An 18,183-nucleotide genomic window follows, 5' to 3' on the forward strand; every position below is an offset into this window, starting at 1 on the left:
TAATCGCTAGAGGGGAACCTATTATGCGAATTGTTGTCATTGGTGGTTTATCGCTTGCCGGACATCTGATCTGCCGTTATTTAGCTGAAGAGACGCCGCATGAGCTTCTCTACACCCATCAGGAGCGCGCCAATCGGCCACGCAGTCTCTACCTCGATGCTGGCGACCCGGTAATGGTGGAGCAGCTGATGCGGGCGGTTCGTCCGGAGCTGATTATTAACTGCCACAGCATCATGAACGATGCGGCCCGGCTGCGGGAGCGGGAGGCGTATCGGGTCAACGGCCTGTTCCCTCATCAATTGGCGGAGCTGGCCGACCAGCAGGGCGCCAAGCTGATTCAGATCAGCACGGACAGCGTATTTTTCGGCGACCGCGGGATGTATACGGAACGCCACGTGCCCGACGGCACGACCGTGTACGCTCGAACCAAAGCGCTAGGGGAGGTGCTTCGGCCCCCGCATCTAACGCTGCGGACCTCGCTTTTAGGGCCGGATCTGGAGGCAAGCGGACTGCTCAGCTGGTTTTTGGCTAAAAGGGGATCCGTCAAGGGCTTCGTGAACGTCGCCTGGAATGGCATCACGACGCTGGAGCTGGCGAAGTTCATTCGGTTTGTCCTCACCGAGGCGTTCTCTCTCAGCGGCGTCGTGCATTTGACTGCGAAGGAAACGACGGATAAGTGCAGGCTGCTCGAGCTGGTGCGAACCGTGTTCGAAAAGGACGATATCGTCATTCAGCCGGACGATGCCATCACACTGGACCGGACGCTGCGCTGCACCCGCACGGATGTGGAGTATCGGATCCCGACTTATATCGATATGCTGACGGAGCTGCGAGAATGGATGATCAGTCACCGATAGAAGGACGCTGAGCTTGCTCGGCGTCTTATTTATTTGAAAAAATAAAACGCCGCCCGCTCCAAAGGAACGGACGGCGTAAACTTGCATAGCGTTCGAGCGCCTCGGCGACGCGCGGACAGGGCTGCAACGCGGAAAACCTGCGTCTGAGCGTCCCGGCGTCGCCGAGAGTGGCGTGCATCGCGTGTTTACCGCGTCCGAGCGCCCCGGCGCCGTCGAGAGCGGCCAGCAACGCGGGTTTTCCGCGTCCGAGCGCCCCCTGCGCGGCGCGGAGAATCGCCAACGGCCCCCCTTTTTACACCTGCTGCCTCCGGTGCCGGTGGAGGGACAGGCTCCTCCACACTGCTCCTGTTCAACAAAAAGTGCGCGTAAGCCATCGGGTTCTCGTACGAGGCCTTCCACTCGCCCAGCATGCCCGCTTCACGGAAGCTGTAGCGCTGGTCCTTGCTGTTGCACTCGATGAACAAAGGCACGCCCTCGGTTGTGATGCCGATGTCGAGTCCGAGATCGGCCATCAGCGGCAGCTTTTGCTCCAACTGGACGGCCACCTTGATCGCAAACTCGTGGATGCCTCGAAGCACGTTCTCCAGGTCTAGGTACGAATATTCCTCACGTAAAATGTGCTCCAGCCGGTTCACGGTTCCCCCTTGGGCGACGTTGGTGATAAAGCTGCGGCCGGATGCCACCTTGGCGACGATGCCTGTAATCTGCCACTGACCCGTGCCCGCGCGCTGCACGGAGACACGCAGATCAAAGGGACGCCCTTGATAGGTGGCTAGCGGCAGGTATGGCTGGACAATGTACGGGATTTGCGCCAATCGGGCACGGAGCAGGCAGGGGAGGGAAGGGCCCTTGAAGCGGCGCGTCCGCCACCGCTTGTTATGAATGCTGAAGGTGACGGGATAGGTGAGCTGCCAAAAGCGCTGTTTTCGTTCCAGCTTCATGACGCCTCGTCCGATGCTGCTTTTGTCCGGCTTCAGGATGAGTGCCGGGTGCCGCTTCATCATGGCTTGGAGCTGAGCCGTCGTAGCCCGGACGGTTTCGGGCACCTGAGCTTGCAGCTCGGAATTGTCGCGCAGCACCGTTTGGATATGCAACTTGCTGTAGCGGTTCCAATGGTTGAACAGCGTGCGTCCTTCCCGCACCCATGCGTCCAGCTTGCGATGATCCTTAACGCTGGCATATATCGCCCGGTTATGAATGATCAGCGGAGAGGGGATGCGCTTCAAGGCGAAGTCCTTATCTTGCTTGACATACGCTTTCACATGGTTTCGCTGCACGCCTAAATCTTGAATGCGGAAAAAGGCCGGCGTAAACCCGTATTTCTGGCCTGCTTCAATATAAAACTCAATCGCCTCGTATTTGGTTTTCCCTACGGGGATGCTGCGGTGCATGCGATCATTTACTAGGATGCCCACAAAAGGAGGCAGCATCGCACTCTCTCCTTTTTTCATCTCAATTCTCGTGACTAGTACAGCATATGTGAGGAAGTTACGTCACGTATGGACAGGTGTCGTAGGCATGTTCAGCAGCATTCCATATGCCTATTTAGGCTGGTGGAATGCGGGTTAGTCATGAGCCAATTTTATACTCGGGATGTTATTAGTCTATGTCCATAGGAAGGACGGCGCATATCATTAATAGGAGTAGCTGTCGTGTACTGATTCATGAACCTAGTTTTTTTCGAGAAAACTTTAGTGAGAGTTCTTGTAAAACCGCACAGCGGATGCCCGCAAAGAAGCAAGTTATTAACTTCAGTCTAAAGCTTGGAGGAGGTAAGCACCTTGAAGATTGTCGTAACCGGTGGCTTAGGCTTTATCGGGTCGCATGTGGTGGACCGCTATGTGGCACTGGGGCACGAGGTGGTGGTGATCGACAATTTGTCCACCGGCTCGCTGCTCAACATGAACCCCGAGGCGCGGCTCACCGTGATGGATTTGCTCGATGACGAGCTGGAAGCATGGTTGTGCCGGGAGAAGCCGGATCTGCTGAACCATCATGCCGCCCAGGTGAACGTCCGTGCCTCGGTGGCCGATCCCGCGCTGGATCTGCGCATCAACCTGCTCGGTACCGCCAGGCTGCTGCATGCGGCAGGGCACGCCGGAGTGAAGCGGGTCCTCTTCTCCTCCTCCGGCGGGACGGTATACGGGCACACGCCGAGTATGGCCATCCCGGAGACATATCACGGCATGCCGATCTCGCCGTACGGCATTCATAAATTGGCCTGCGAGCAATATGTGGATTTTTACTCCCGGGTGTTCGGCTATGAATGGGTCATTTTGAGATATGCCAATGTGTATGGTCCAAGGCAAAATCCGCATGGCGAGTCCGGCGTCATTTCGATTTTTATGGAGCGGCTGCGTCAAGGGCTTCCTCCCCGGGTCAATGGTGACGGGACACAGGTGCGCGATTATGTGCACGTCAGCGATGTTGCGGAGGCGAATATGCTGCTTAGCGCTCCGGGAGCGCCGAGCCGGGATGTGTACAACGTGGGCACGGGGCACGGCACCACGCTGCTTCAGCTATTGGAGCTGCTGAGCAAGCACTTCCCGAACGCTCCGGCGCCGGTATTCGGCAGCCCGCAGCTGGGGGATCTGTCGTGGAACGTGCTGCGGACGGACAAATTGAAGGCACAGGGTTGGAAGCCAATGGTTGGCTTGGAGAAAGGGCTTTACGAGTTGGCTTAACGAAGGGTGGGTCTCATGAAAATTTGTATGGTCGGTGTAGGGTATGTAGGACTGGTTGTCGGTGCGTGTCTATCCGAGATGGGGCACGATGTCGTTTGCGTCGATAACCAAGAAACCAAGATTACCGCGTTGCAAAATGGACAAGTGCCCATTTATGAGCCGGGAATCGAAGAGCTTCTTCATCGTAATATACACGCAGGGCGGCTGCAGTTTACAACGCAGCTTCAAGAGGCGCTGGTCTCCAGCCTGCTCATCTTTATTGCCGTCGGCACTCCGCCCGCGCAGGACGGCTCTGCTGATCTGACCTACGTGCTGCAGGTGGCTGAGAGCATCGGTCAAGCGATGGAGGACTATACCATCGTCATTACCAAATCGACGGTGCCGATCGGCAGCGGCGAGAAAATCCGAGCTGTGATCCAGAAGCAGCTGCTTCACCGAGGGCGGCCGGAGCTTGCCTTCGATATCGTCTCCAATCCCGAATTTTTGCGGGAGGGCAGCGCTATCGACGATTTCCTGCACCCCGACCGGATCATCGTAGGAACGAGCGACGCCCGCGCCGTGCCGTACATGGAAGAGCTCTATGAGCCGCTCACGAGCCAGGGCTACCCGCTGCTCTTGATGGACATCGTCTCAGCCGAGCTTGCCAAATACGCATCCAATGCCATGCTGGCGGCACGCATCAGCTTCATGAACGAGATGGCCCGGCTGTGCGAAGCGACCGGCGCCGACATCGAGGCCGTAAAACAAGGCATGGGGCGGGATCGCCGCATCGGCCCTCATTTCTTATCTGCGGGGGTGGGGTACGGCGGCTCCTGCTTTCCCAAGGATGTTCGAGCGCTCATTCGGACCGCATCGGATCATCGGATGCTTGTAAGCATGCTGCAGGCGGTGGACCGGGTGAATCGGGAGCAGAAAACGCTGCTGCTGCAAAAGCTGATCGGTCATTTCGGCAAAACGCTGACCCGGCGGACATTCGCAATCTGGGGGCTGGCGTTCAAGCCGGGCACCGACGATATTCGCGAGGCGCCGGCCATCGAGACGATACGGGCGCTGCGGAGCAAGCACGCACGGATCCAGGCACATGATCCCGTGGCCATCGACAATGCGAAGCGGGCGCTGCAGGATCCGTTGATCCAGTACTGCGAGGACCCGTACGAGGCATTGGAGGGGGCGGACGCACTTCTTATTTTTACCGAATGGAACGAGTACCGCACACCGGATTTGGAGCGGATGAGGAAGCTGATGAACGGCGGCGTCATCTTCGATGGGCGCAATCTGTACTCGCCGGAGCGGATGCGTGAAGCGGGATTTGTCTATTACGGCATTGGGAGGAGATAGGATTGCAGCAGATGAAAACCATACTTGTGACGGGCGGTGCGGGATTTTTAGGTTCCTTTTTGTGCGAGCGTCTGCTGGGGGAAGGGCACCATGTGGTTTGTCTGGATAATTTGCAAACCGGCAGCTTGCGCAATATCGACACGTTGCTCCCGAACGGCCGCTTCACCTTCATGCCGCATGACATCGTACAGCCGGTATATCTCAACTTTGCGGTGGATGAAATTTATCATCTGGCCTGTCCGGCTTCGCCTCCGCAGTACCAGGCCGATCCGATCCGGACCCTCAAGACGAGCGTGCTCGGATCAATGAATATGTTGGGGCTGGCGAAGCAATGGAACGCCCGAATTATGCTCGCGTCCACCAGCGAAGTGTACGGCGACCCGCTCGTTCACCCGCAATCGGAGAGCTACCACGGCAATGTGAACCCCACTGGGCCCAGAGCTTGCTACGACGAAGGGAAACGATGCGCGGAGACGCTGTTTTTCGATTATTACCGCCAGCATGGCGTCAGAATCAAGGTAGTGCGCATCTTTAATACGTACGGACCGCGAATGCATGAGCAGGACGGCAGGGTGGTGAGCAATTTCATTACGCAGGCGCTCAAGGGCCACAATCTAACGGTGTACGGAGACGGCTCGCAGACGAGGTCGTTTTGCTACGTTGACGATTTAATTGAAGGCTTTATCCGGATGATGCATAGCCCCGACGATTTCGTCGGTCCGCTCAATTTGGGCAACCCTGGGGAGTTTACCGTCCAGGCACTGGCCGATAAAGTGATTCGGCAGACGGGCAGCACGTCGCAAATTACGAGAAAGCCACTGCCCAAGGACGATCCGGCCAGACGCAGACCCGATATAACGCTTGCGGGGGAGAAGCTGGGCTGGAAGCCGACTGTCCCCCTGGAAGAGGGACTCAAACGAACAATAGCATATTTCCAAACGCTTTTAAAAGAGGGTGGCTGATTTGAAGGTTCGTAAAGCAATCATTCCGGCGGCCGGTTTAGGTACGCGGTTTTTACCGGCTACCAAAGCGATGCCTAAAGAAATGCTGCCGATTATCGATAAACCGACGATTCAATTTATTGTGGAAGAAGCGGTGGAATCCGGCATTCAGGACATCATCATTGTGACAGGCAAAGGGAAACGGGCGATTGAGGACCATTTCGACGCCGCCTTCGAGCTGGAGTACCATTTGCTGCAAAAGGGGAAGCTGGAGCTGTACCAGAAGGTGCAGGAGCCGACCCAGATGTCCGACATTCACTACATTCGGCAAAAGGAGCCGAAGGGTCTCGGGCATGCCATATGGTGCGCGCGCAAGTTCATCAAGAACGAGCCGTTCGCCGTGCTTTTGGGGGATACGTTCCTGAGCGCCGATCCGCCTTGCCTGAAGCAAATGATGGATTATTACGACCGGTACAAAACGTCGATAATCGGCGTCCAGCCCGTGGCGAAGCACGCCGTATCCAGCTATGGCATCATCGATGCCAAAGCGATGCAGGATCAGTTCTACACAATTAAGAAGCTGGTGGAAAAGCCGAAGCCCGAGGATGCGCCGTCCAATCTGGCGATGATTGGAAGGTACATTCTCACCCCCGCGATCTTCGACATCCTGGAGCATACGCAGGCGGGGGTCAATCAAGAGATACAGCTCACCGACGCCATCTCGAGGCTCAATGAGATTGAAGCGGTGTATGCCTGCGAAATCAATGGAGTTTGGCATGACGTCGGCGACCAGATGGGATATATCAAAGCCATGCTGGCGCTTGCCGCTGAGCGGGAGGATTTGAAGGTCCCGCTGATGGATTATTTACAAAACGGCTTTAATAAGGCGTCCGACCATACAAAGTAAGAAAATGGGACATATGCTATACCAATGGGTATACATGCTTACCAGGAGGAGTGAACAGCAATGATTTTTTGCACCATGGCAGGAAAGGAGCAGCTTGCTCACGCCGTTGTGCTCGCCAAATCGGTGAAGGCGCATCATCCTGGGGCGCAGATGCACCTTTGCTTGGTCGAGTCCCATATCCCTGCGGAAAAAACTCAAGATTTTGATGAGATTGTGCTTGTCACTAATCAGGGGGCGGCTGTAGGGTCGCCGGACAGCTTTTGCGCCGCCAGAGCGTTTTTCATTAGGCATCTGCTCCATGCGGGATACGATAAGCTAATCTATTTGGATCCCGAGACCAATGTTTACAGCTCCTTGAATGAAATCGAGGAGCTGTTAAATCATCATGAGATTATTGCCTGTCCTTACCATTTGGAGCCATGCCATTGGGATGATTTCAAGCCGGAAATCGAATGCCTACGCAACGGGTTTCTTCACGCGGGCTTTCTCGCGCTTCGTAACTCGGATCACAGCAGACGGTTCGCATCATGGTGGTGCGAACGGATTGAAGCCAGCTTTTTCGGTCCGGAGAAGGATGCAATGGCGGGCCATAAGTGGTTGAGCCTCGCGATGGTGCCGTTTCAAATCTATTTGCTCAAGAATCCGGCTTACCACATTGCCGCTTGGAATTTGCGTGCTACCGGGCGGAGCATTGCCTGGGGGACAGAGGGAGGGTATGCGGTCGACGGAGTCAGCTTAAAAACCTTCTGCTTTTCGAATCCGAACGGACTGCTTGATCATAATGCAAGCTTATTTCTCTCCGACCCGAGCAGCGCAGGCCACGCCTTGATTCAAAGCTACAAACGGGAGCTCGAGGCGGTGAGGTAGCTTGGCTCCGGCATATTCTGGCTTCTGCACTCGAAGTCCATCTTTAGGAGTTTAGGAGGGGACGATCATTGATCATCTGCACCATGACCACGGCCAGTTATTTGCACCGGGCGAAGATTATGGCCAGGTCTGCCAAGCAGCATCATCCGGATGCCGTCATCGTCGTTTGTTTAGTTGAAAAGTCAATGCATCCCGCCGCCCGGAACGTCCCGCACGTTGATCACATCGTACTGGCGAAAGACCTCGGCATCCCCGAGTTTCCGAAATTTATGTTTAAACGCAACGTCCACGAAGCCGCCTACGCACTAAAAGCCCATTGTTTAAGTTATTTGTTTCAGCTGTATCCTCAGGAGAACCAGTTGATCTATCTGGATACGGATATCCTGGTGCTGGGGCCTTTCGAAGAAGTCTTACAGGCGCTTCAGACACATTCGATTGTTCTTACTCCGCACGAGGTGTCGGGAACCAAAGAGGGCTATCTTTTTCACGGGGTGTTTAATACCGGCTTTTGCGCACTTCGCCGATCGGATAACACAAGCCGATTCTTGGAATGGTGGCGCAGCAGGGTGGATCGATATGGATATGACGAATATAAGGCCCAGCAGCTTTTTTATGAACAGACTTGGATGAACCTGGCAGCTTGTTTTTTCGATGTGCACATTTTACATCACGCGGGATACAACGTTGCCTACTGGAATTTAAATGAAAGAGGTCACTCTCTCCAGCGGCTTCCTGATAGAACGTACCGTGTGCTTGGTTTGCCGCTTCGCTGCTTTCATTTCTCTAACGTGTCGGTCGGACTCCGTACAGCGCTGAAGAAATATTCGAGCAAAGCGCTTCATCAGTTATACCGTCTGTATGTGGCAGAGCTTCGCAGGATGGGGGAGTTTAAGCTAAAACGGACGCGCTGGAGCTACAATCATTATTCAAACGGAGCTTTGATCGGGCAGGGGATCCGAGTCAGCTACCGGTACAGCGAGAAGCTGCAGAAGGAGCATTCCGATCCGTTTGAACAAACCAATCAAGGAATGGTTCAGAAAGGCGTACTCAGGGTCGCGCAGATCATTTCGAACGCCCCTGCTGCTTATCCGCTTCCTCCGGTAAACCAAGGCGGTACGGAAAAGGTGGTCTATGAGCTCACCGAGGAGCTCGTCAGAAGAGGAATCGAGGTGTATCTGTATGCGGCCAGGGGCAGCAGCAGCCATGCCAAGACGATCTGGTATCCTACCCATTTGAAGGAGGCCGGCATTCGAAGGTTCGTAGCCCGCACCCTGCCTAAAGGGGTCAATCTGGTCCATGATCATACATTCAGCTCTGCCATAGCCCGAAGAAGGTTCAAGGTGCCGACGCTCTGTACACAGCACATCGTCCGAAATAACGGAGCGAAAAATTCGGTTTACGTCAGCAAACGCGCGCTTCAGATCGTCGGGAAAAACAAAGGGGATTTTGTATACAACGGGATTAATATCAACGAGTACGAATTTAGCGCAAAGAAAGGCGACTACCTGCTGTTTATGGGAAGAATCGTCAAGGAAAAGGGAATCCTGAAAGCCATCGAGGTGGCCGAAAAAACCGGGCTGAAGCTCTTGATTGCCGGCCCGATTAAAGATCATGGATTATTTGAAAGGGAAATTAAGCCTCGACTTCAATCCAACATCGAATATGTGGGCGCCGTCGGCGGGGCACATAAGCAGCATTTATTAAAGCATGCCCGGTGTCTCCTGTTCCCTTCGCTTTGGGAGGAGCCGTTCGGACTGGTGATGATTGAAGCGATGGCTTGCGGGACGCCGGTTCTTGCCCTGAGAAACGGCTCCGTACCGGAAGTGCTTGGCGGATTTCCGAATTTGATTTGCGACTCGATGGAAGAAATGGCTCGCAAAGTCTTGTCTGAGCCGCTCCCTTCTCCAGAAAAGCTTCGAAGCTACGTGGAGAGTCATTTTACCAATCTAATAATGACTGATCGATATCTCGAAATTTACCATCGGGTCCGAAGCCAGTCAGGACGATCGAAGCGGGCCGGCAGACGGAAAGGGAGGAATGGAGGTCGTGCCAAGATCCCGAGAAGGCTAAGGCGAAATGCTCCGGCCAGAGCGTAACGAGTGAAAGGCAAGGGTATGCCGGGCTCCTGCGGAGTGGAAAAACGCTTGGGAGGAAAGGGAATGGGAAATCATCGCTATTTAGTGATCGCGCGGGTAGGTGACGGATCTCTTCACCGGGAATGGCTGCAGCCTGCAGAGCATAAAAACTTCGACCTTTGTCTCAGCTATTACGGTAACGAGCCTGGGCGCTACGCGAACGAATGTGATTATTATGTCGAGAGTAAAGGACCTAAGTTTATCAAGCTTCACGAACTGATTCAGTCACTTGGAAGCCTAGTTTTCCAATACGATGCCATATGGCTGCCAGACGATGACATCAGTACCAATGCCTATAACATTAGCCGAATGTTTCAAATTTTTAGTGAGCAGAACCTGCAGCTCGCCCAGCCTGCGCTCACGAAACATGCGTTCTTCCAGGTCACGGTCCGTCACATAGACTATAAGCTGCGATACACCAAGTTTGTGGAGGTCATGGTACCTATCTTTTCGAGAGAAGCTTTGCAAATTTGCTGGCCTACGTTTAACAAAAGCTTGACAGGCTGGGGGCTTGAGCATGTATGGGCCAAGCTGCTGGGCTATCCGAATAAAAAAATGGCCATTATCGACGAAACGCCGGTGAAGCATACTCGGCCGGCGGGGGGCGGGGAGCTTTACCGCAATATTGAAGCCGAGTACGGAATCAATGTATGGCAGAACACGGAGAATTTGCTGAATGAATACGGCATTGTAGCGCCGCCGCCTCACGAAATTACCTTTTACGGTGGAATCAAGCTATGGAATCCCATAGGGGCTAAGCGTGCCCCGGCGAAGAAGGTGCGCGGCCGCAGATCGAAAAGGCGGGGCAGGCCGCTGCGAAGAAAAGGAAGCGCGGGCAGAAAGCGTCGTCTTTATCGGCCCGGGAGGGCGATTTCCCGGAGGTCCGGTCTGAAATTCGGCGGAAGAGGGAAAGCGGCGGCACGCTCGAAACGGATGAACACGAAATTTAAAGCGGCATGAGGAGAGGAATCCGATGATCCTATGTACGATGACCACGGCCGGCCATTTATACCGTGCTAAGGTGATGGCCCAATCTGCCAAGCGTCACCACCCCCAAGCCAGAGTCGTTGTATGTTTGGTTGAGGCTCAAATGCACTCCGCAGCCGCAAGCGACTACTTCGACCAGGTTGTGCTTGCCGGGGAGCTTGGTATTCCCCGCTTTAGGCAGCTCGTCGGCAGCCGTAATGTCCACGAAGCCTCGTTTGTATTAAAAGGCCACTTCCTGAAGTATTTATTGCGCACTTATCCTGAGGAAAACCAATTCATCTTTTTAGATACGGATACGCTGGTACTGAGCGCCTTCGATGAGATCGAGGAGGTACTGCAGACACACGCTGTCGTGTTGACCCCTCATGAGCTCTTCGACCAAAAGAAAGTGTACCTGTTTCACGGCATTTTTAACATTGGATTTATTGCCCTGAACCGATCAGAGGAAGCCGCCCGGTTTTTGGAGTGGTGGACGGCGAGGGGAGACCGGTATTGCTATGACCGGTACTTGTCGGGGGGGATATTCTTTGAGCAAAATTGGCTGAACCTCGCCCCCGCTTATTTTCAGGTCCACATCCTGCGGCATCCGGGCTATAATGTGGCCTTCTGGAATTTTGGGGAACGGGGACGGTCGATCGTGCGAGCCGGCGACGGGAGATATTACGCGAATGATGTGCCGATCCGATTTTTTCATTTCTCCAAATTATCGGGTGCGCTGGTGAAGGCCATAAAGAGACACACGCTAAGAGGAAATCGGGCATTGTCCATTCTGCGCAGCGCCTATATCAGGGAATTAAACGCAATGGGGAGAAAGGGCGCAGCCAGGTTTCGTTGGAGCTTTGGTAAATCCAGAACCGGCAGAAGAAAAGCTGCCGGCCGGTAGACTTCCGGTAAGGGGCGTTCAGCATGTATGGATTCGGTGAAACGAGCGATAAGCGGTATTTGGTCATCGCCAACGTCGGGGACGATTCCCTTCATCATGAATGGCTGGTGCCGGGAGAGCACAAAAATTTCGACTTGTGCCTATGGTATTTCGGCCAACAGCCGGGACGCTATGAGACGGAATGCGACTATTACTTTGCTGCTCCGGGATACAAATACCCCACTTTAAAGCGATTGGTGGAGTCGTATGGAGAGCAAATATTCCGCTATGACGCGATCTGGCTTCCAGATGAAGATATCAGCGCAAGCGCAACGACGATCAACCGCATGTTCGAGCTTTTTCGAGAGCAGGGCTTTCAACTGGCTCAGCCGGCTTTGACCCGGGACTCGTATTATTCCCACCAGGTCACAGTCGTCAATGAAGCTTACCGCTTTCGCTACAGCCACTTTGTGGAGGTCATGGCTCCGATCTTTTCAAGAGAGTCGTTTATGCTATGCTGGCCGTCGTTTGACTGGTGCGAATCGGGCTGGGGTCTCGACCTGATCTGGCCCATGGTGATCAGCCATCCTCACCGGATGATCGGAGTGCTCGATGAAACCCCGGTTAGACACACCAGACCGATTGGTGGCGGAATGCTGTATAAGAAGCTGGCCCGGTCGCCGGTGGAGGAAATGAACGAGCTCTCCCGGCGGTTCGGCTTTGCGATTTCCACTTATGGGCTGCCCCATTATGACGGCGTTCCGAGCGGGCTTCCTGCGGCGGCTCCGGCGGGTGGGCCAAGTCGCAAACGCAGGAGGAAGGGAAAGAAGATCCGTAAGAACCTAAGAAGGAAATACCCACGCCTCCTTCGTAATGGAAAAGCCAAGGCTAGAAAGGGCCGCCGGAAGCGGCGCAAACGTGAGCTTAAACGAAAGGAGTGGAGAGGGTGAAGCGCAGAGCAAGACGGCGAGCCGGGAAAGTCCTCCGTCCCCGTTCACGCAAAAAAAACAAATTTTTGGGCAGTGGGAAGAAGGTTCGGCGCCGGTTAGCCAGAGGGATCTCCAGAAGACGGCCTATGAGGGCAAAGAAGGGTCAACATCGCCCGCGCTTGCGGTTGATCCGGAGAGCTCGAAGACGGGGGCTGCGAGAGGAAAATCCCATGGGCATCCATCCGCCAAAGGGGCACTACGAGCTCGCCAGAGATTGTATCGCCCGACTGGAAAAGCGCCGATTTCACGAGTTTTACAAGGAATTTTATACGGGAGAGCTGCTGTCCTGCACCGAAGCGAAAACATGGAACCAACCACTGCAAAGCCAATTCCAGGCCGTCTCTATCCCTCAGCCGCCTAGCTTTACCGCAGTCGTTCGAAAGGGCCGGGTCTGGGGCGGGGGAGGAGCGATTGTCGCGCGGGATAACCGCCTAATCTCCGATGTCTCGATCGAATGGGACGGCGATTTGAAAATGGGCAGAGACCATCCCATTTTTAAAGCGTGGTCGCCTTATCCGCTGGTCACGACGAACGAAACGATCGGCGTGCTGGCCTTCTGCGGAAGCAACAATTATTTTCACTGGATGTACGATGTGCTGCCCCGGCTTGATTTGCTCCAGCGAACCGGCGTCTCCATCGACCGGTATTTGATCAAGCATTGCGATGCCCCGTATCAAACGGAAACGCTTGCGGCGCTGGGCATACCCAAGGAAAAGCTGCTGCCGGTTCACGATGAAACCCATCTGAAGGCCAGGAGGCTCGTCGTTCCTTCCTCCAATGTGAAGCAGGGCTATGCGCGATGGAGCTGCGACTATTTGCGCCATGCGCTGTTACCGCATGGCAGCACGGCGAATATCGAAACCTTTGAGCGCATTTACGTCAGCAGGGCAAGCTCTCAGTACCGAAGGGTTACTAACGAGCAGGAGCTCTGCGAGCTGCTTTCCCAGCACGGCTTCAGGACGATTCAGCTGGAGACGTTGACGGTTGCCGAACAAATTCGGCTGTTCGCTGTGGCCAAAGCGATTGTCTCGCCTCACGGCGCGGGACTGACGAACCTGACGTTTTGCAGTCCGGGCACGAAGGTGATTGAGCTGTTTTCGCCCGATTATGCCCCCAGCTTATATTGGCTCATTAGCAACCATGTGAATCTGGATTATTATTGTTTGTTCAGCGATCAGTTTGAGCCGGGGCCTGCATGGGCCGGAGCATCCAATCTCACCGTCGACGTGGCGAAATTGACAGAGCTGCTGCGATTTGCGGGCATCATTTAAGGGAATTGCGCTCATGATGTAATTTAAACAGCAGGCAGGGAGGTTTAAAATGTTAAAGAGAAGCAAGAAGCGGGGGGTGACTCCTCCTAAACGCTGGGCTGCTTCGGGAAAAGGCATCCAAGCGAAAAGAAAGGGATTAGGAATGGGTTCGAGAAAAGGTCCTTTCGTTCGTAAACGTCTGCTGAAGGGGCCGTTAGTCCGGAGAGGTCGGTACCGGAGGCTGGTGTTGCCCTACGCAGAAACGCCGCTCGTCAGCATCGTCATCCCGGCCCACAACCAATGGAGGTACACATACGCTTGTTTAAAGTCGATTCAAAGGTGGACCCATGACATTCCGTATGAAATCGTCATCGCTGACGACGTCTCTACGGATCAGACGAGATTTACGCCCCGTTGGACGCACAATATTGTACACGTTCGGAATCGAACGAAACACGGGTTTGTGCTTAACTGCAACCGGGCGGCCGGAAGAGCGCGGGGAAAATATATTTTCTTTCTCAACAATGATACGAGGGTGACGGATGGTTGGTTGACAAACTTGACCCATCTCATGGAGGGCGATCCCCAGATTGGGATGGCGGGAAGCAAATTTGTATACCCAAGCGGCAAGCTCCAGGAGGCCGGGGGGATTGTATTCGTCGACGGAAGCGCATGGAACTACGGACGATTGGATGATCCGGAGCAGGCGCCATACAGCTACCTGAAGGAAGTCGACTACGTGTCCGGCGCCGGAATCCTGATCCGCGCTGATTTGTGGAGGGAGATCGGCGGGTTTGACAGAAGGTATAGACCAGCCTATTACGAGGATGTCGACCTGGCGTTCGAGGTCCGTAGACGCGGATTTAAGGTGGTGTATCAGCCGCTCTCCAAAATTGTGCATTTTGAGGGCGTTTCGCAAGGGAAAACCGTCGTTTCCGGCATTAAGCGGTACCAGCTCCGCAATCGAAGGAAGTTTTATCGGAAGTGGGCGGATATCCTGCAAAGGGATCATTTTGAGCGGGGAAATAGTCTCTTTTTGGCCCGGGATCGGGGAAAGCATAAAAAAACGCTGCTGGTCATCGACAATTCCATGCCTACGTTCGATAAGGATACCGGATCCAGAAGCTTGTATCAATATTTAAAGCTTTTTCTGGCCATGGGGCTGAATGTGAAGTTTATTTCGGCCAGCTGCTACCATATTGAGCCCTACACAACCGTGATTCAGCAAATGGGCATTGAGGTCGTATCCGTTCGATCGAATAAAGAGCGGCTGCACAGGTGGGTCAAGGAGAACGGGGCCCATCTGCACTATGTGTATTTGCTTCGTCCGGGGGTCGGCACCGAATACATCGATGTGATCCGGCAGTCTGCTCCTTCGGCCAAAGTGATCTATAACGGCGTCGATTTTCACTTTCTTCGGGAATCCAGACGGTATGAATTCGATCGGAATCCCGCCACGCTGCAATATGCCATGCAGTTAAAGCAAGAGGAGTTTGCGTTGTTCGCGAAGAGCGATGTCGTATATACCGTCAGCGAGTATGAGAGGGAAATTTTAAGCCACGAAATGCCGGAAAAGAGAACCGTCGTCATCCCCACCTATATTTACGATCAGCAGTTTCCTATAGGCATCGAGCGCTCCTTTGAAGAGCGTAATACGATTACGTTCGTGGGCGGATTTTCCCATCTTCCTAATGTCGACGGGGCCTTGTGGTTCGCAACCGAAATTTTCCCCAAAATTAGAGAAAAGCTTCCGGACACCGTGCTCAATCTGATCGGCAATAATCCGCCGCCGGAAATCGCCGGCTTGCAGTCAGCCAACATCCATGTCAAGGGCTTTGTTCCCGACGATGTGCTGGAGCATTACTACGCGAGCTCCAGGGTCGTCGTGGTTCCGTTGCGGTATGGGGCTGGTGTCAAAGGGAAAATTATCGAAGCCGTAGCGCACGGCATCCCGGTCGTGACAACGCAGGTCGGAGCGGAAGGGATTGTGGACGCCGACGGCATTATGCGGATCGCCAACACTGCAGAGGAGTTTGCGACGAAAGTTGTCGAGCTGTACCATTACGAAGCCATCTGGCATTCGATCCGGGAACGCCAAATTGGCTATGCCCAAAATTATTTAACATCGCACCACGCAAGGCTAATTATTGAGCAGGACATTCGTCCCTAGAACGGGGGAAGAGCGTTGGACTCCACGAAGAATAATTTTAGAGATCCCTACACCATCATTAAACAGTTCAATCAGAAGCTAGCAGCCAGAAAATATCACCCCATCCATCTCGAGATTGTGCAATCGGAGCAAAATCAGATTCATTTTACCGGCGAGCGGCTCGTTATTAATCAGGAAGTCAAGCAATCGTGGCTGCACGTGCTGGTGGAGCATCTGTCCCGCTATGAGCTGGCCTGCGAATTCGTGAAGGGCGCGCGGGTGCTGGATGCGGCTTGCGGTACGGGCTACGGGACCAAAATGCTCGACGAGGCCGGTGCGAAAGAAGTGATCGGGGTCGACATCTCGACAGAAACCATCGGGCATGCCAAAGCCGGTTATACAGGCAGGAACACCCAATATATGGTCGGGGATATTCTCCAGCTGCCGTTTAAAGACCGGACTTTTGACGTCATCGTGTCATTTGAAACGATCGAGCATGTTCCGGATGGGTCGGCCTGGATCCGGGAGGCTTCAAGGATGCTTACCAACAATGGGCTGTTTCTGGTCTCCACTCCCAATCGGTACGTCAGCAATCCGGGGGTCTACTATCAAGAACGCGCGTCCTACAATCAATTCCATTGTTTCGAATATTCCATCATTGAATTTATGGGCGAATTATTGAAGAGCTTCGATATTCTGGAGCTGTACGGTCATCCGACGATCTACGATGATGATTCGCCTCTGGTCAGCATGGTAAGAGCGGCCCGGCAGCTGCAGGTAGATTATCGGCTGGACCCAGCCGTTAAGGTCAGAGGGAACAACCTTGTCCCTCTGGGGGCAGTGAAGGATGCTCAACCGGAATATGTGTTGGCCGTGTGCAGGAAAAAAAAGTAACGCAGCGAACCGCTGACTCAGCAGCGGCAGAAGCCCGCGCGAATAAAGAAAGGCTCCGGAAAGAGGCACATGGGTGCCCTTCCGGAGCCTTTGTTGCTTATGTCCCTTTTACATGCCCGCTAACCGCAGTGTATCTGCCAGGAGGGCGGGATTGATCCATACGTTAAGGTTGCCGCTATCGGCCCCGAACAAGTAATAATACGACAAATCCATGTATTGGCTGAATATCCAGTAGAGCGGGCTGACATACATATGGGAAAAAAGCTCGATGACCTTCGTGCCGGGATGGCAGAAAACAAGATTGCAGAGCGCTGCGCCGTGCGCCGCCACGATGGCGTCAGCGGAGGCGAACAGCTTGGCCTGCTCTGTTACCGGCATCGAATCCATAACGACATGCTGGAAGCCGAACCTCGCAAGGATCTGCATAATCTCATCCTCATTGGACACCTTTCGGAAGGGAGCGGTGGCTCGGCTGACATAGATTCGCTCACCTTTAGGAGTCTGGAACTGCTGGGGGAGAAAATGTCTTCGCAAAAACTCGCACGGCCATTTCGGGAAGACGGAGCGGCCGGACCACGAGCCGACGACCAAATGCTTGACCTGCAGATGCATATGCGGATGGGCTTGAATTAACTGCTCATTTCGAATGCCTAAAGCATTTAGCGTTTCCAGCTGAAACGGGCGGGGAATCGAATTGACAACATATCGCTGAATGGGAATCGGACTGTGGCGGTACAACTCCAGCCGGGGAAGCACATCATACATCCAGTGGAAATAATTTCCGCTGTCCCGGTAGGTTAGCACGCCGACCGGCTCGGTGGTGTACAGCACGGGGTCCAGGCGGGCTTCTTGAAACACCGGGTGCTTCCTTGGAGAGTCCAGGTAATCATCGGTCACATCCCATAAGAGCTTATTGTCAGCGCTGATGACCGCCCCGGAAGCCCCCCAGATCCGCCCCTCCGGAATAACGGATACAAAGCTGGGCAGCGTCGTCAGCTGCGGGGATGTAAATTCCCTATGCACGTAGCCGTCTACCGATCGTGGGGGCTTGAGCGGGTAGGTCTGGGAGGCATAGATGTGCTGGTAAAAAGGGCGAGGGGTTTGCGACTGCGTCCACTCCTCCGTCGTAAGACTGTATCCGAACGGCGGCGGAACGTAAGCCTTCTTTCTTGATGCTGCCGCTTTGGTTCTCGTGGATAGACGGAAGCGGCGTTTTCGTCTGGCCCTGCGGCTGCGGGAGCTTCCACTGCGCGCTCCGAGGAGCGGTGTGCCCTTTCGGATACGGCGGAAGCGCAATCGTCTGGTTTTGACGGCCACGTTTGA

At 54.3% G+C, this 18,183-nt stretch carries 15 protein-coding genes; 13 read left to right on the top strand and 2 right to left on the bottom strand.

Annotated elements, in window-relative coordinates; translation table 11 throughout:
• Positions 1–23: 23 nt before the first annotated feature.
• Positions 24–857, top strand: coding sequence for a sugar nucleotide-binding protein (locus FPZ49_RS00570; protein ID WP_144842405.1), 834 nt, complete (start codon positions 24–26; stop codon positions 855–857).
• 185 nt (positions 858–1,042) lie between these two features.
• Here FPZ49_RS00570 and FPZ49_RS00575 read toward each other — a convergent pair whose 3' ends face one another.
• Positions 1,043–2,287, bottom strand: coding sequence for a YheC/YheD family endospore coat-associated protein (locus FPZ49_RS00575; protein ID WP_186445528.1), 1,245 nt, complete (start codon positions 2,285–2,287; stop codon positions 1,043–1,045).
• 351 nt (positions 2,288–2,638) lie between these two features.
• Here FPZ49_RS00575 and FPZ49_RS00580 point away from each other — a divergent pair, with 351 nt between their 5' ends.
• From FPZ49_RS00580 to FPZ49_RS00635, 12 genes are all read left to right on the top strand, one after another.
• The gene (locus tag FPZ49_RS00580) at positions 2,639–3,541 is read left to right on the top strand and encodes an NAD-dependent epimerase/dehydratase family protein (RefSeq protein ID WP_186445529.1); all 903 of its coding nucleotides are present in this window, start codon (positions 2,639–2,641) and stop codon (positions 3,539–3,541) included.
• 15 nt (positions 3,542–3,556) lie between these two features.
• Positions 3,557–4,879, top strand: coding sequence for a UDP-glucose dehydrogenase family protein (locus tag FPZ49_RS00585; RefSeq protein ID WP_144842408.1), 1,323 nt, complete (start codon positions 3,557–3,559; stop codon positions 4,877–4,879).
• Between the two features lie 11 nt (positions 4,880–4,890).
• Entirely contained in the window at positions 4,891–5,841 is a 951-nt protein-coding gene (locus tag FPZ49_RS00590; protein WP_144842620.1) for a UDP-glucuronic acid decarboxylase family protein, read from the top strand.
• 1 nt (position 5,842) lies between these two features.
• Entirely contained in the window at positions 5,843–6,727 is an 885-nt protein-coding gene (galU, locus tag FPZ49_RS00595) for a UTP--glucose-1-phosphate uridylyltransferase GalU (RefSeq protein WP_144842409.1), read from the top strand.
• Between the two features lie 60 nt (positions 6,728–6,787).
• Positions 6,788–7,594: a hypothetical protein gene (locus FPZ49_RS00600; RefSeq protein WP_144842410.1), complete on the top strand. Its 807-nt coding sequence runs from the start codon at positions 6,788–6,790 to the stop codon at positions 7,592–7,594.
• 68 nt (positions 7,595–7,662) lie between these two features.
• Positions 7,663–9,690: a glycosyltransferase gene (locus FPZ49_RS36560; protein WP_261381178.1), complete on the top strand. Its 2,028-nt coding sequence runs from the start codon at positions 7,663–7,665 to the stop codon at positions 9,688–9,690.
• 63 nt (positions 9,691–9,753) lie between these two features.
• Positions 9,754–10,689, top strand: coding sequence for a DUF707 domain-containing protein (locus tag FPZ49_RS00610; protein ID WP_186445531.1), 936 nt, complete (start codon positions 9,754–9,756; stop codon positions 10,687–10,689).
• A gap of 13 nt (positions 10,690–10,702) precedes the next feature.
• Complete coding sequence (locus tag FPZ49_RS00615) at positions 10,703–11,599, top strand: hypothetical protein (protein WP_144842412.1); 897 nt, start codon at positions 10,703–10,705, stop codon at positions 11,597–11,599.
• Between the two features lie 23 nt (positions 11,600–11,622).
• Positions 11,623–12,528, top strand: a complete 906-nt coding sequence (locus FPZ49_RS00620) for a DUF707 domain-containing protein (protein WP_144842413.1) — start codon at positions 11,623–11,625, stop codon at positions 12,526–12,528.
• Positions 12,529–12,737: 209 nt separating this feature from the next.
• Entirely contained in the window at positions 12,738–13,838 is a 1,101-nt protein-coding gene (locus tag FPZ49_RS00625) for a glycosyltransferase family 61 protein (RefSeq protein ID WP_186445532.1), read from the top strand.
• Positions 13,839–13,887: 49 nt separating this feature from the next.
• Positions 13,888–15,987 (top strand): glycosyltransferase, encoded by a 2,100-nt coding sequence (locus FPZ49_RS00630; protein ID WP_144842415.1) that lies wholly within the window; start codon positions 13,888–13,890, stop codon positions 15,985–15,987.
• Positions 15,988–16,002: 15 nt separating this feature from the next.
• The gene (locus tag FPZ49_RS00635) at positions 16,003–16,860 is read left to right on the top strand and encodes a class I SAM-dependent methyltransferase (protein ID WP_144842416.1); all 858 of its coding nucleotides are present in this window, start codon (positions 16,003–16,005) and stop codon (positions 16,858–16,860) included.
• A gap of 108 nt (positions 16,861–16,968) precedes the next feature.
• On the opposite strand, the gene FPZ49_RS00640 is transcribed toward FPZ49_RS00635, so the two are convergent.
• Complete coding sequence (locus FPZ49_RS00640) at positions 16,969–18,177, bottom strand: glycosyltransferase family 61 protein (RefSeq protein ID WP_144842417.1); 1,209 nt, start codon at positions 18,175–18,177, stop codon at positions 16,969–16,971.
• Between the last annotated feature and the right edge of the window lie 6 nt (positions 18,178–18,183).

The sequence above is a fragment of the Paenibacillus cremeus genome (assembly GCF_007786445.1).
GTDB lineage: Bacteria > Bacillota > Bacilli > Paenibacillales > NBRC-103111 > Paenibacillus_G > Paenibacillus_G cremeus.